Annotated in this window: 7 protein-coding genes; 3 read left to right on the forward strand and 4 right to left on the reverse strand. The window is 54.2% G+C overall.

Annotation, left to right across the window (positions count from 1 at the left end; translation table 11 throughout):
• Positions 1 to 486: a hypothetical protein gene (locus SH573x_RS27920; RefSeq protein WP_479351344.1), complete on the reverse strand. Its 486-nt coding sequence runs from the start codon at positions 484 to 486 to the stop codon at positions 1 to 3.
• A 470-nt stretch (positions 487 to 956) separates the two neighbouring features.
• Here SH573x_RS27920 and SH573x_RS27925 point away from each other — a divergent pair, with 470 nt between their 5' ends.
• Together SH573x_RS27925 and hemW are read left to right on the forward strand one after the other, a co-directional pair.
• Positions 957 to 4964, forward strand: a complete 4008-nt coding sequence (locus SH573x_RS27925) for a protein kinase domain-containing protein (protein ID WP_479351345.1) — start codon at positions 957 to 959, stop codon at positions 4962 to 4964.
• A gap of 228 nt (positions 4965 to 5192) precedes the next feature.
• Positions 5193 to 6347, forward strand: a complete 1155-nt coding sequence (gene hemW / locus SH573x_RS27930; protein WP_479351346.1) for a radical SAM family heme chaperone HemW — start codon at positions 5193 to 5195, stop codon at positions 6345 to 6347.
• A gap of 262 nt (positions 6348 to 6609) precedes the next feature.
• Here hemW and SH573x_RS27935 read toward each other — a convergent pair whose 3' ends face one another.
• Positions 6610 to 7401: a 3-keto-disaccharide hydrolase gene (locus tag SH573x_RS27935; protein ID WP_479351347.1), complete on the reverse strand. Its 792-nt coding sequence runs from the start codon at positions 7399 to 7401 to the stop codon at positions 6610 to 6612.
• A gap of 265 nt (positions 7402 to 7666) precedes the next feature.
• On the opposite strand from SH573x_RS27935, the gene SH573x_RS27940 reads away from it, so the two are divergent.
• Positions 7667 to 11485, forward strand: coding sequence for a GDSL-type esterase/lipase family protein (locus tag SH573x_RS27940; protein ID WP_479351348.1), 3819 nt, complete (start codon positions 7667 to 7669; stop codon positions 11483 to 11485).
• Between the two features lie 121 nt (positions 11486 to 11606).
• Here SH573x_RS27940 and SH573x_RS27945 read toward each other — a convergent pair whose 3' ends face one another.
• Positions 11607 to 13010, reverse strand: coding sequence for a DUF1552 domain-containing protein (locus tag SH573x_RS27945; protein ID WP_479351349.1), 1404 nt, complete (start codon positions 13008 to 13010; stop codon positions 11607 to 11609).
• A gap of 21 nt (positions 13011 to 13031) precedes the next feature.
• Complete coding sequence (locus SH573x_RS27950; protein WP_479351350.1) at positions 13032 to 15854, reverse strand: DUF1592 domain-containing protein; 2823 nt, start codon at positions 15852 to 15854, stop codon at positions 13032 to 13034.
• Between the last annotated feature and the right edge of the window lie 40 nt (positions 15855 to 15894).

The raw sequence follows: 15894 nt of genomic DNA on the forward strand, positions 1-15894 counted from the left end.
CTACCCCCGAAAGAACATAACCCAGAACATACTATTCCACGAGCTATGCAGCGCGGTCAGACCACCGGTCGAAAGAGCTAACAGGCCCGCATGGCCAAGGGCCAAGCCGGCGTTGATAACCAGGTAACCGCGAAACGCACGCGGACCACCATACTTGGACAAGTTCCACGCGTAAAACACAACACCTACCACGCGCGCCAACACCGCCGCCACGACACTCCACGCTTGTTGAACCGGACCTAAAGCCGTTATGAAGTAAAATATGGCCAAGGCAATCAGGCAGACTCCCACCAAACGCATGAGTATCAGCGTCGCTCGAGTCTGTGGGCTGGCCTGATCGCCCAGTAGCAGACCGATATCCTGAGCACTCTTCTCCGGTTTCCGGAAAAAGTTCCAGGCCCCAAACAAATTGACGACTACTCCAGCCAACAAACTCAGTGACAACCAAAATTCCGCTGTTTGCATCAATTGGATAAGGAGATTCATACAACAGGTACCATCAGACAGTGGTTAAGACTCAAGATTGGAAATAGTACAGCTTTTAAGTCATTTGTGCGACGGGCTTGCTGTCACCTCTCCAAGGCTTCGCCTTGGGGAGGTCGAATCGAGCCGTAGCGAGATTCGGGAGGGGTCTGGGCATGCAGGTGGTTAGAACCGCAGGAGTCTTGCCTGGCGCACTGCCCCCTCCCGCAGACTTCGGCTGAACGCCTTGTCTGCGACCTCCCCCAGCTTCGCCGGGGGAGGTGACTGTCACCTCTCCAAGGCTTCGCCTTGGGGAGGTCGAATCGAGCCGTAGCGAGATTCGGGAGGGGCTCGTTACCGAAGCGGATGTGTTCTGCGACATCTCCAAAAGACAAGACGGAAACGCAGCACCAGCTGCGCAGCAATTATTTGAATTTTGAAAGTTGAATGTGGAGCACGATTCGGAATTAAACACAGACTCGCAAAGCGACTGGATGGTTCGACTGCTGATTGGCGTGGATGAATCGTTGAGACTCGGAATAACCTCGGAGCAACTTTCTTCGGTCGGCAGCGAACTATCGCCTGCGGATTACGAAAGTTTCCAAAAGACGAAGCGCTGCCTTGAACTACTTCACTTCTTTCGACCTCCCAGCAGTGAAGAACCGGAACCGGACGACTCAGTTTCCGACATCGAACTACCATCGGAACGAGATTTGAAGTTTCAAGGTACGCCTCGTTATCGCGTGCGGCAAATTCTGGGCGCGGGCGCGATGGGAGTCGTGTATGAAGTCGACGATGAATATCGCCAAACGACAGCGGCTCTCAAAAAGCTGCGACAAACAGAGCCGTCGCGCATCCTGCGGTTTAAACAGGAATTCCGGCGCCTGGCCAACGTATCTCACGAAAACGTGGCGGCCTTGTTTGAACTTATGCAAACGGAAGATGACTGGTTCATCGCCATGGAGTTGGTGGACGGCACCAACTTTATAAAGGCGCTAACCCTTCGGAACATCCCCTCAGCACTCAATTCTTCCCAAGGTGGATCGCCGCTAGCCCTTCGACAACTGAGTGAGCTGTTCTATCAGCTAGCCCTTGGCCTGCAGGCGCTGCACTCGGCTGGCATTCTGCACAGGGACCTCAAGCCCAGCAACGTATTGGTGACGTCCGATAACCGAGTGGTTGTCATCGACTTTGGTTTGGCGACAGATTTTGATTGGCGGCAAATGCATGGTGCCCCATTGCCAGAGTTTGCTGGCACCTACGCCTATATGGCGCCCGAGCAAGTTGCCTGCCAACCGTTAACACCTGCCTGTGACTGGTACAGCTTCGGTGTCATGCTCTATCAAGCCTTCACCAATGTTTTGCCCGTGACCGGTCCACACTCCCTGCTTACCAAACAGTACCTGGCCCCTCCCAGTCTTTTGCAGCAACTACCTTCACTACAGCCCGACTGGAATGAGCTCTGCCTGTCTCTACTGGCACCGGAAGCAAACGAGCGCCCAACTGGATCGGAAGTTGTAGAGCGTCTGCGCATGCTTCGATACGCAACTGCCGAAACTCAAGGTCACTCTATCAGTTCAGCTGAAACTTGGCGCAGTCAGCTTCAAGTGTCTCGATCGTTCGTAGGCCGCGAGTCTGAGCTTGTGCAATTGCGCCGGGCGCTGGGCATTGCCCGCCGAGGGCAGCCAGTGGTTACCACCATTCAAGGCTCATCCGGTATTGGCAAAACAACTCTGGTTGAGAGCTTTCTGAGCGAAGTCGCAGGCGACGGATCTACTGTCGTCTTACGCGGGCGTTGTCATGAACGAGAATCGCTGCCCTACAAGACCCTGGATTCGCTCGTCGATTCACTCTGTAAACACCTGGTCAAGTTAGCAGAAGATGAGTTGAGCAGCTTATTACCACGTAACATGCCACTGCTTTGCCGAGTGTTTCCGGTGCTTGGCTCGCTGAAGATTGCCGGTCCCAGCAGCACGACGGCCGAGGACTCAATCGCCGATCCCGTCTTGTTGCGTCGCCGCGCGTTTGAATCCCTGCGTGAGTTACTGTTTGCGTTGGCAAAGAACACACCGTTGGTACTCTTTATCGACGATCTACAATGGGGCGACGTGCCCGGTGCTACCGTCTTGGCGGAGTTACTTACATCCGCAACGTCGGCCAAGATGCTAATGATTCTGGCGTATCGCGAAGAACAATCTAGCGCGAACACCTGCTTGAAGAGTCTTCACTTGGAGCAGATACCAACGCTCGAAGATCATACAGCCAACATCACCCCAGACACTTCCGTCCGATTCGCACACCGTAGTATCACTCTCCAACCACTGTCTTCTGTCGATGCAGCCCGATTGGCCGCTGACTTGTTGGTGGAGTATCAATCGAATTTAGAAACTGACGAATCGGTAGTTTCGACCGATCCAACTGAGTCTCTACAGGCACTACATGATGCTATCGCGGCGGAATCGGGCGGCATGCCTTTTTACGTGCAAGAACTAGTACGACATGCCGTCGGCACCAAGCAACCCGATAGTGTGGCAGTTGTCGGTGGCGCTGAACAATGCGCATCGCTTCAAAGTGTGTTACAGGAACGAGTGGATTCTCTTTCCGCAGACTCTCGCCAGTTAGTATCGATGATTGCGGTCGCGGGACGGCCCATCAACATTGACGTAGTCTGTCGAGCCATTAACCTGCCCGCAGTGGATGAACGGCAATTACACCAGCTGTGTGCTAACCGTTGGTTACGATCCGATCGAGACCGCCAACAGGACGCCATGACGATATTCCATGATCGAATTCGGGAGAGCATCGTCTCTAATTTATCGCTCCCACAGCGACAGAAACTGCATGCCAATCTGGCTGATTCACTGGAGCAATCCGATTCGACGTCGCCTGAAACCCTGGCTTATCACTTTGATGCAGGCGATAGACCGGAACGTGCTTGTCACTATCTTAAATTGGCTGGCAAAAATGCACAGAACGTTTTCGCTTTTGAGAAAGCCGTCGAGCACTTTCGGCGAGCGCTGGAGTTGTCGCCGACCGAAGCTGAGCAGTACGAGCTGGCTCGATCATTAGGCGAAGCCTGCAGCCAGGCCGGCCGAGGTGGCGAAGCAGCTGAAGCATTACTGAAAGCGGCCGAGTTGGCGCCGTCAACTGAGGCACTTGAACTTCGCCTGGCCGCCGCTAGGCAGTACTGCATCAGTGGCTACACCGATGAAGGCCGCCTGTTGGTTCGATCGATTCTGGCCACGACCGGCATGTATTTTCCCAAAGGCTTTGTCGGGCTAGTGGGTTCGCTTATCTACCAGCGCTTGCGCTTGGCCATACAGGGCCTCAGAGTCGTACCGCGGCTGGAAGAGCAGGCATCCAGCGACGAATTGTATCGCATTGACATGATGTGGTCGGCTGTATCGGGACTATCCTTTCAAGAGCCAGTGGCAGTTGCCTCATTGCATACCCAAGGCTTGCGCGCGGCGCTGGCTGCGGGTGAACCGAAGCGATTGGTGCGAGCCCTGGCGCTGGAGGCCATCTTGTCGGCGACTCCTGGTCCCAAAACCAAACCTCGCGTTGAACAACTGCTGGCACAGGCGATCTCTTTGGCTGCGCCCAGCACCGACACCGATACACTTGGCATGCTCAACTTGGCCAAGGGTGGCACAGCCTTTCTTCAAGTTCGTATGCCCGATGCCGTCGCCCCACTGATCGAAGCGGAGCGATTGTTTTCGTCGAGAATTCCCAAAGCCTGGTGGGAGTTGACTACGGCTCGATCATTGCTCGCCTGGGCCTACATGCACATGGGAGACTTCTGTTCGCTCAAGCGTTGCCTGGAACTATATCAGCAAGATGCCCAGGACCGAGGCGATCTCTTTCTGCTGTCCAGTATCAGCAGCGCGGGCTTACCGCAATTGCAATTGGCAGCCGGCCAGCCCGAGCAAGCCCAAGAGGGTCTCGATCGTCTGGAGCAAAGCGTGCCGTATAAACAGTTCCAACAACGCCATGTTTCCATGCTCTATTCTCAAGCTCAAATCGATCTCTACCTAGGCCAGGGTCTGGCTTCGTGGAAACGCATCAATGACAACTGGTCGCTCTTCCGCAAATCGATGCAACTTCAGAATCAGTTTGCCAGGGTGAGCTTGATCGACTTGCGCGCGCGTTGTGCGCTCATGGAAGTGAAACGTGGAGGCGACCCAAGTCTGCTCCGCTTTGTTCGCCGCGATATAAGTCGCCTGAAGCGCGAAATCGGCACCTGGGTTCAACCCTTCATCTCACGTTTACAAGCTGGGCTCCATGAGGCGCAAGGCGAACTCGACCAAACGCAAGCACGCCTGGCCGACACCAGCCGTGAGTTTGCAGCCATCGGCTTCACCGGCTGTGCATTTGCAGCCCAGCGCCGTCAGGGCCAGCTGATGAACAACGCAACCGGCCTGCAACTGATCGCGGAAGCTGACAACTATCTGCAAACCCAGTCAGTAGTCGACACGGACGCCTTCCAGAGAGTGCTGTGCTAACGTCTCCTTTCGCTCCGCGAAAGGCAGCATCTCTTCGTCCCCCTACTTCTTCCCCGCGTCAGCTAAAGAACATCCACGTCCCACTCCCGTACACAAGACCACCCCACCAGTCCGAAGACATGTTATAGTGACGCAGTCACGCTTCCCCTTCACGCTAGCTACCAGGCTAAGACCTCTACGACTCCTGCCATGCGCAGGTCTACCCGGAATTGTTGTCTATCGGGAACCATGCAATCCAATCACTGTGCAGTTGAGCAATTATCAACTCCCCAAGCAGCCTACCTTCATGTTCCATTCTGCCACGCGCGTTGCCCTTACTGCAACTTTACGGTCGTCGCGAATCGCTTGGACCTGGTCGATCGGTACGTCGAGGCCATTACCCGTGAACTAGCTTCTCTCGGTCGTCCCCATGCGGTAAATACAATCTTCATCGGTGGTGGAACGCCGACCGTGCTACCGCAAGCCGCCATGGAGCGACTGTTCGATGCGATCCGGCGCTGGTTGCCAATAGCACCCAATGGCGAATGGAGCATCGAAGCCAATCCCCAAGACATCAATCGCCAGTTATGTCTTTACTTGCGCGATCAAGGAGTCAACCGCATCAGCTTGGGTGGCCAGTCGTTTGATGCGGCCAAACTGCGCACGCTTGGTCGCGATCATACGGGCGATCAACTGGCCGACTCGATCGAAATTGCAACCCACTGGTTCGATGAAGTCTCTGTCGACTTGATCTTCGGCGTACCCGGAGAAGACATGCAAGTTTGGAAGTCCGACCTGCACATGGCTACCTCGCGCAGTTTGAGTCACGTATCCACCTACGGCCTGACCTATGAGAAAGGAGCTCGCTATTGGGGGCAGCTTCAAAAAGGTCAGATCGTAGCAGTCGCCGAGGACATAGAGCTGGAGATGTATCTCTTTGCCATTGAAACACTGACTCAGCACGGCATGAATCATTACGAAGTTTCGAATTTTGCCAAGCCAGGCAGTGAGTGTCTCCACAATCAAACATACTGGCAAGGCGATGCCTGGCTAGGCTTTGGACCAGGAGCAGCCGGCTACGTTGATGGCACACGCTCCGTCAACCATCGCAGTACGCTCAAGTACCTTCAGCGTATCGAAGCTGGTCAATCGCCGGTCGCAGAGTCGCAGACATTGGACTGGTCCACGCGCACACGCGAGCGTTTCATATTCGGTATGCGACAGTTGAAGGGAGTCAACTGGAGTGCACTCACCCAGTCGGGCGAACCCGAATCCGTCGCAGCCATCGCGCAGCAGATTCCCAAACACATCGCCTTGGGATTCATGGAGTGGCAGGCTGACTACATTCGCTTGACCCCCAAGGGTTTGCCAATCAGTGACTCGCTGTGGCTAGATTATTGGTAACTCACGTAGCCGAGTCTCTCCGAGACTCGCAATCAGCGTCTCAGAGAGACGCTGCTACGTGTCTCACGTAGCCGAGTCTCTCCGAGACTCGTAATCAGCGTCTCAGAGAGACGCTGCTGCGTGTCTCACGTAGCCGAGTCTCTCCGAGACTCGCAATCAGCGTCTCAGAGAGACGCTGCTGCGTGTCTCACGTAGCCGAGTCTCTCCGAGACTCGCAATCAGCGTCTCAGAGAGACGCTGCTACGTGAGGTCAACGACCGGCTTAGTCCTTGAAATCTGTATCGGCCTTTTCGAGATTCAGTTCTTTGATCCAGATGTTGCGATACCGCACATCGTGCCCTTCGTCTTGAAGCTTCAGGCCGCCGGGAGTGTCGGTGATCCCTTTACCACCTTCATTGCCGCCATCGATCCCTGAGTTGGGACCACCCCAAACTTGAGTGATGCGATGATTGGTGTGGACCTTCTGGCCGTTGAAGTACATCGTGACCAGTGGCTGCTCGACGCGCTTACCATCTTTGAAGCGCGCAGCTCGAAAGGTAACGTCATATGCATTCCATTTTCCCAGTCCGTTGTAGAGTTCATACGGCGTGGCCGCTTCGTTGATGATCGCTGCCATGCCATGATTTGTGCGGTCGCCATCCAAGACCTGGATCTCGTAACGATTCTGCAAGTAGACTCCGCTATTGCCACCTTGGTTGACGATTAGAAATTCAACGTGCAGTCGGAAGTCACGATACTCTTTCTGAGTGACAATGTCCGCTGCCCCGAACTTGCCGTCGGCAGCGGCTGGATCGGCCGTGCGAATAGCGGTACCTTGGTCGACCGGATCGTCGACGACTTTCCATTTGATCGGCAACTCGCTGGAGAAGCGTGGACCTTTCCAGTAAGTCCACTTTTGATCAAGCATCTCGCGAGATCCATCCATCAGGATTTCAGCACCGGCCACTGGTTTTGCGCCGACCCCGACTTCGGCCCTAGCATCATGGACAGAAAGGAACACGGCCAAGAATGCCACGAAGAGTACGAATGTCTTAGACTGAATGTTGACTCGCACGTTGTCCGCCTCAAAAGGTGTAATGGTTGAAAGTCACTATTGTAGCCACTCGTTTAACCCGTGGCCGCAGGCCAGGCGCCCGTGCAGTCAACGCTCCAACTAAGCCGTGGGCGTTAGCTCCGGTTCCGACGTTCAATAACCGCGGCTAACGCCGTCGGAGTCAGGCCGCTCTTTTGGAATTCGGATTACAATGTTATTTACCAAGCAGGTCGACGCGGCCAATACGGGCTTAGGGCACAAACACTGACAATTGAGGATTTACGAATTGAAACCTTGGTGGCATCGCCTGCGTGGATATGAACAACTGGAAGTACGTCGGACACTTGACTCAGAAGCGCCCTATGTAGTATCGATCTCGCCACCAGATTCTCTACCTCGTGTTGTCGTCGAGTTCAATGAAGCCGTTATCAATGTCGATTCTGGTGATTTCGGACTGACTCGCAACGGCCAGGTTGCCAACGACATGGTTTTGAGTGGTCAGTGGCTGTCCGACACGAATTTTGAACTTCAACTCGCTGGCGCATACGACGCCGACTTCCAGCTCGATCTCATCGCCTCTGCATCGGACATCGAGGACCTGGCTGGGAATCGTATTCTGCAAGACGCGGCAGTTTCTTGGAATATTGATCGTCAAGCTCCGAGTTGGAGTATTGATTTTTCGCCTCCACCTCCCAGCGCGACCCGCGTCCAGCGTGTGGCCGCACTTGGCGATTCAATGACGCTGGAATCGACGGGTTCATATGTTCAGTTCCTGCGGCAACAATTTTCTTTAGCTAACTTCGAGATTCAATCGTTTGCTGGCTCTGGTTGGAAAGTGGAAACGATTCGCCAGGTTTGGGAAACCGAGGTTCGCGACGCAGGCTTCGATACAGTGATCGTGTTTGCTGGCCTGACGAATCTTACGAGCTCCGATTTAAACGCCGACCAGATTTTTAGTAACTTGAAGAGCATCTACGATGATGCCATGGCGCGAGGCATCAATGTCATCTGCATCACCCCGTGCCCTTGGGCCGACTACTGGAAGTGGACTCCCACAGCTCAGGTAGCTACGACGTTACTGAACTCTCACATCGCTTCGTATGCACAACAGCATCCGCAGTATTTGCACTTCGTAAATGCCTATGACAACTTTCGGATGCTCGACGATCCTATCCGACTTTCACCGCGGTTCGGAATCGGCGATGGTGTGCATTTTTCAGCCGTCGGTGATCGCTACTTGGCTGAAATGGTTACACCAGTTCTAGCCAACTTGTTTGATGCTCAGCCCATCGCTCAAACGGCCTGGTTGCAGTTCAGCGAGCCAGTGAGCGATATCTCGTCCGGTCAGATATCGATTTTGGCAGGCGGAAGCGCCCTAAACTTTGAATTAACGACCGTCAGTCCAGATCGCTATCGCCTGAACTTCAGCGTACCGGATCGCGCGACCACGCAAGTGAGTATAGGCGTCGATTCACTGAACGTGACTGACTTGGCCGGCAATTTGTTAGTCGATCAGCCAGCTCAAGGATTTTCGCTCGACTATCAGCCTCCAACGGCCAGCCTATCACTCGACCAAAGTCTGCTCAGCGATCTCCGCGTCAGTGAGATAACAATTTCCATCGACGAGGACGTTACCGGGCTGAGCCTGGATAACTTTCAGTTACTGAGAGACCGCGAGCCACTCGATTTGACGACCGCAGTGCTTGAGACCATAGATGCTCGACACTATCGCTTGCATGTCGCCGCATTGGTTGCAGACGATGGGAATTATGAAATCAACTTTGTTCCAACTGCCACAGCACTCGACGCCGCTGGTAATCGATTCTTCCGCGGAGCTTCGCTGAATTGGGTCTCGTTGCGACAGGCACCATACGTTAATGCCGGTGTGCTCACCATTTCTGACACTAGCGATAACGATACACTTGAAGTCCTAGTCGAGACCGAAAACATCAAGTGGATCATCGGAGGCCAACAAACTACGTGGCCACGTCTGGGCATCAACGAGATCAGAGTGTTTGTCGATGGCGGAATCGACTACGTCTCGTTACGCGCGTGGTCCAGCGTGATGCCCATCGTGGTGAGCGCTGAGTCATCGGATGATTTGGATACGGTCTTCATGTATGACTCTGCCATCGTCGACGCCTGGCAAGCCGAGCCCGACATGGCCACGTTAACGAATGCACGTTTTCAGCTGGTGGCTCTGGGCTTTGCACAGGCTACGGCCATTTCGCGTTCCGAAGCCGACGTGGCTACCCTAGTCGATTCAGCTGGTGACGACCGCATGGAAGGGAAAGGTAGATTAAGCGCTCTCATAGGTACTTCGTTCACTAACACGGCCATCGGATTTCCGCAGGTTATCGGTCAAGCCACGGGAGGTGGCAATGATACAGCAGATTTTTTCGATACGCCGTCAGATGATATCGCTATCGTGACGCCAACGATGGCCACTTTAACAGTTCCGGCGTATACCTATAAGGCCGAGAACTTCGAGCGAGTGAACATTCGCGCATCCTCCGGTAATGACAAGGCGACGTTGACCGGTTCAAGCGCGGTCGAGAAATTTGTGGGCCAGACAGGAAGTAGTTATTGGTCTGGTACAGGCTTCTCGCGCTACCTTTACAGCTTTGATGACGTGCAAGTGATTGGTGGCGGAGGCAATGACCTAGCCACTCTTTACGACAGCCCGGCGAACGATCGACTGGAAGGCAACTCACGGACTGTCACCCTCATTCTTCCCACGGTTCGCCTGACGACGATTGATATCCCGCGAACGAACGTTTACGCACGAAGTGGCAACGATACGGCGGCCTTCCTAGGAAGTTCCGTGGCTGAAACTCTAGTAGGGCAACCGTCCTACACCTCGCTATCGGCCGAAGGATTCACGATCTATGCGTATGCCTTCGATACGGTCTCGGCCGTAGGAAACGGAGGAAATGACACGGCCAAGATTCTTGACTCGACTGGTAATGATTTATATAGGAGCACACCCTTCTCCGCGAGACTGAGCGGGGCAGGGTACCTCATCGAAGCACTGGGTTACCGCAAAGTAAGCGCTTATGCGCGCAGTGGTAATGACACCGCTGTGCTACAGGGGGGCCCGACTGTTGAAACCCTGAGTGGCCAGCCGACCTCCGTGACTCTGGCTGGTGCGGACAACACGAGCGCTGCCTATGGATTTGACCAGGTTGAGGCCATCGGCGACTCCAGCGATCTGGCCAAGTTCTATGACTCTAGCGGAAGTGATACCTTCCAAGCCGCTGGTTTGACAGCCACGATGTCCGGGACAAACTACTCGACCACCGTTTCAAGCTTTGGTCGCGTCAACGCCTATTCACGCGCGGGCAATGATTCCGCCACGTTCTACGGTATGCCAGCAGCCGAAACATTCTCAGGGCGCTCAACGCTCAGTTACTTGGTTGGCCCTGGCTACGCCAACTATGCCTACGCCTTTGAGGTAGTGACCTCTAGTGGCGGTGGTACAGCAGACGTTGCGTTTCTGAACGACTCACCGGGCAGCGACGAGTTTATAGGTAGCCCTACATTGTCCACCATTCGCGGCTTAGACTATCAAGTAACCGTTGGGAATTATCCACGAGTGAGCGCTTACGCTGCAGTGGGACAAGATACCGCCAGGCTTATTGGCAGCACAGGAAACGATACCTACCTCTCTCGGCCAGAATATGCATCTCTAAAGAACAGCCAATACTTTCTATTGGCCAGCGGCTTTGACTCTGTTTCGACCGATGGCGTGAGCGGCTACGATACCGCTTCGCTTTTCGATTCGTCCGGCGATGACCTGGCTGTGGCGAGCTACCGCTCAGCAGGCATGACGGGGCCAGGCTATGCCTACATTCTCCAAGGCTTCACCAAGCTTACCTTTACTGCCACCTCAGGTACCGACACTGTCAGCCTGCATGACACGACTGGAAATGATACCTTCACAGGTCAAGGCACAACTGGTCAACTCGTGGGCCCAGGTCTAAACGTCACAATGAACCGATTTGCCATCGTCGAGCTCGCCAACAGTTCCCAAGGCCTCGACCAAGTTCTCGCTAGTCAACTTAGCTACGAATTGCGAATAGGTTTAGGCTGGATACAGCCATAAAAAATGGTCAGGTGTTTGGAGTAGCCAACTAAGCCGTGGGCGTTAGCCCCGGTTCCTACGTTCAATAACCGCGGCTAGTAGTTCCTGCGTTCAGTAACCGCGGCTAACGCCGTCGGTTTAGTTAGATGCATAAACCTTCGACCACACCTGTGCTATCGGCAAACTTGTCGGTAGCTACTCCCAGTCGCTGCAACATGGTGACAAACAAATTGGACAGCGGCAGATCTTCCATGGTGGGTTTGTCTTGCCAAGGCTCGCGATCACCCATCCAGGGTCCGCCTTGGAAGTTGGTACCTGCATGGTTGATGTATTGCCCATGCACGAATCCCATGTTCTTGCCACCGGCCAATATCAGTGGATAGTTGCGGGAAAGGTGAAAAGCGCTGGAGGCAGAACCGTAAAAGAGCAGGGTGTTGTCCAGCATCGTACCGGTTCCAGCTGGTTCCGGCGTACTGCGCAGTTTCTCGACAAATCTGCCAAACTCTTCATTGATAAAGCGGCAGAAGATGCCAAAGTTCTTCCAGCCATCTGGCCCTTTCGTTTCATGCGATAAGGTGTGGGACATGTTGAAGCCAACGGCGCGGGCCAAGTGCTCGCTGCGGCCGATTCCATTCTCGCGTCCCAGTTGATAAGTGGCCACACGTGTCGAATCGGTTCGGAAGGCTAGATAGACCATCTCAAACATCGTTTGCAAATACTCACGTGGTTCGTCGGTGGTCAGCTCCAAATTTAGGTTGTCGCTGTCAACGGACGGCAAGGGCGCATCCAGCCACTTCTTTGCTTTGGCAACCTTAATCTCGGCCTGTCTCACCGACTCCATATACTCATCCAAATTCTGGCGGTCAGCATTTGATAACAGTTGCTTGAGCGCACGGGCATCGGCCAGCATATCATCCAGTGCGCTGCGGCTATGGGCCAGGCGTTTGGCCGACTGTTGGTCGCTCTTGAGAAACAGCATGTCAAAGATCTGTTTCGGTCGGTGTTCGGCTGGGATGGGTCGGCCGTTCTCATCGAAGGATAAAGTATGAGCGCCGCGGGCCGTACCAGTACCGCCATCGGTCGACATAACCAACGATGCAAACCGGGTTTCATCTCCAATATGCTTGGCATACACCTGGTCCAGTGAAATTGTATTGGCATACAACTCATCACCTTGTCCGGTTGCGGCCCCGGTCAAGAACTGATCGGCGTTATTGTGGCCATGCACACTTCGCGACGCCCCATGCGAGAATCCGGAGAGAATGGTCAGCTCGTCACGCAGTGGGTCCAACGTCTCCATGCACTTGGTGAAGGTAAAACTCTTGCCACTGCCATGCGGAAACCAAGCCCAATCTTGGTAGGCGGGGTCATTGGGCAGCGGCATCGGCACGCCATCGGCGAAGTAGAAGCAGCCCAGCCGCCGCGGATTGGTACCAGCATTCGCCAGCCCAGTCCGGGCAAACGTGCCCAGTAGGGGCAGCGACAGGGCTATGCCAGTGCCGCGCAAGAATCTACGTCGATCGATCCTGTTCATATCGATTAGCATCGTTCTCTCTCTTACCTGAGACTACTTGGACTGGAATAACTCGCTGGTTGCCACAGCCATCATGAGAGTCGCCAGTCCATCACCTTGCTCTCGCACACTAGCGGTTATCGCTTCGAGGTCCGCTCGATCCGCAAACTTGAGCGGTCGTCCCAACGCGTAACTGGTCACCTTATACACCATGGCATTTACAAACTGGTCCTGCCTGTTCTCGAGCAAGAAGTGTTTCAGTCCACCCATGCCACTCAGCGTCTGCTTGTTGAACAGTTCGCTCGATGCATCCACAGGTTGTCCGTTGACTTCGTTTCTCCAGCGACCTAGGGCATCATAATTCTCAAAAGCGATGCCCCATGGATCTATTTTAACGTGGCAAGCCATACACGCGGCATGATTGCGATGGTCTTCGATCCGCTGTTTGAGCGTCATCTTGGCAATTTCAGGATTGGCCAAATCAATCTGCGGCACCGCCGGTGGGGGCGGTGGCGGCGGATCATTTAGCAGACTTACCAACAGCCACTTGCCTCGCTTTAAAGGATGCGAATCAGGAAAACTGGAGTTCATGGTCAGCGGTCCAGCTTGGGTCAGCAGCCCCCCCAGCTTGTAGCCTGCATCATCAGCATCACCCTCTGTTGAGCTAGCCAAAGTCACTCGACGAAAGTGATTGCCGTATACATTGGCGATTCCATAATGTTTGGCCAGGCGTTCATTGACGATCGCGTAGTCGGCGTGAATGAAATTCAGCAGGCTCTCGTTCTGTCGCAGAACCTCTTCAAAAAACGCGATCGGCTCGCGCTGCATGGCCTCTTTTAATAGTGGGTCGAATCCCGGTACATGCTCTTTGAAGTCGATGAACTCTAGCTCCTCCAAGTTCAACCACTGTCGCACAAACTGCTCGGAGAATCGCTCGTGGCGTTCATCGGCCAGCATGCGGGTCACTTGTCGCTTCAAAACATTAGGCTCGGTCAACTGATTGTCGCTGGCCAGCTTGAGCAACTCGTCGTCGGGAATGCTACACCACAAGAACGTGGATAATCGCGTGGCCAACTCATAGGACGAAAGTTTGGCGCGACGTGCCGACTCTTCTCCTTCCGAGTGACCAGCTTGATCTGGTGTGCCCGTCTGGACGATGTATAAAAAGTTGGGTGAAGACAGAACGGTGGCCAAGACCTCAATGATGGCTTCTTCAAAGCTGTCGCACTCCGGGCGCAGCTTGGCAAAGAGCTGCAGCTTCTGATTGCACTCTTCATCGCTTATAGAACGTCGCCAGGCTTTCGACATGCAGGTCGCGATGATTTCGCGCGCATACTTCGATTCATCAGCAACATTCTTGCTCGGGAGAAAGATGCGTTGATGCGAGGGTGTCGGCCACTGATCGTACACCGGAGCCTGTACTTCGACATAATCGATCAAGATCTCGTCGGGCGATGCAGAACTATTGACCAAGCGAATGTACTCAGAAGGGCTCGGCAAGGCGCCCATCGGCGAGAGCGTGCGGAAGGAGTTGCGAGGATAGATTTCTCCCAGCGGAACATCCCATTGATAGAACTCGCCAGCGTCTGGACCGGCTTTCACCGGTTGGTCATCCTGACTTACTCGCAACAAAGCTCGGCCTTCGTTGCTGGCCTGCCAACCGAAGTAGAGCTGTAGACTGGGCGAACGCTCACTGCTGTGTTTCGTCTTGGATGCCCGCACGCGAACTCGCAACGTACCTTCGTCAGGCAATTGATTGCCTAGTTCAATATTTATCCACTGCCCCGCAGGCAAGATGGCCACATGCTGAATTGTGTCGGGCACAGACAATGGACGATTGGAAGAGGCAATAGCATATTTCGCTCCATCGTAGTCCCAAGTCGCCACTGCAGTCTTGCCGCTGGCAAGTTCTCGAAAGTAACTTCGTCCGTGTTCTCGACGAAAGCTCTCCTCTAAGCGTTTGATTTCCGCTTCTAACTTTTCGGGCTGATCTTTGAATTTCTGTCTGGCCTCGGCCAGCTGCACTTCTTGTTGGGGCCATTCCAATCGCGACGCGTCACCCATCGTGACGCCCCAGAACAAGGTCTTAGGCTGGTCACCGATCGACACTGCTCGTTCGATCGCGGATCGAGCCAGGCGATGATACGTTTCGAACTGCGACAGCGACATGTGCAGAAGTTCAGAACTATTCTGAAAGCTCTCCTCGGATTGAGCATCAGGCGGCAAGTCGTTGGCAAAGTTCCAAGGCAAGCCCAAGATATCCTGCAACGCGTAGTTGTACTCGTACCGCGTCATGCGCCGAAACGCTGAGTGCTTAGCCGTTTGCCTTCGGACAGTCGAAGCAGCCTGCAATTCTGTCGACAGCCATTCAACGATTTTTTGACGATCCTCATCCGTCAGCGGATCGCTATCCGGCGGTGGCATTTCACCTTTACTGATCACCGCAAATATCTCGGTCCACCAATCCACATCACTGCCCGTATGCAAATTGGGATCGAGCGTATCCACGCGAACGTTGCCTTCTTGTTGGCCGGCGCCGTGGCAATCGCTACACGACTTCTCGAGGAGCGGACGAATGACTTCTCGATACTCGGCCAACTTCGGCTGGGGTACTTTGGTCACATCAGCTGCCGACTCATGCTCGCCTTGCCCCGGTGGCCGGTTATACCGCGAACGTTGCCAACCGCTGAGCTTGAGTTCTTCGAGTTCCTTAGCCGAATACGAATTAGCGAGACCTTTCTCAGAGGCCGCCACTGCGTCACCCGACTGAGCATGTACATAAAATGCCTGAAGCATCGCACTGCACAGGATCAAGAGCCAAGTAACTCGACTCAAGCAGCAGTGAACATCAAGATTCCAAGTGTCTCTTCGGTCCATTAGCGGAACCAACTTTTATCGGTGGGAAAGGTCAACAGGT

This window comes from Rania fehmarnensis, from assembly GCF_056494185.1.

Coding starts and splice junctions, on each gene's coding strand:
- SH573x_RS27950 (WP_479351350.1), bottom strand. CDS start 15,854: ATGGACCGAAGAGACACTTGGAATCTTGATGTTCACTGCTGCTTGAGT.
- SH573x_RS27945 (WP_479351349.1), bottom strand. CDS start 13,010: ATGCTAATCGATATGAACAGGATCGATCGACGTAGATTCTTGCGCGGC.
- hemW (WP_479351346.1), top strand. CDS start 5,193: ATGCAATCCAATCACTGTGCAGTTGAGCAATTATCAACTCCCCAAGCA.
- SH573x_RS27920 (WP_479351344.1), bottom strand. CDS start 486: ATGAATCTCCTTATCCAATTGATGCAAACAGCGGAATTTTGGTTGTCA.
- SH573x_RS27925 (WP_479351345.1), top strand. CDS start 957: ATGGTTCGACTGCTGATTGGCGTGGATGAATCGTTGAGACTCGGAATA.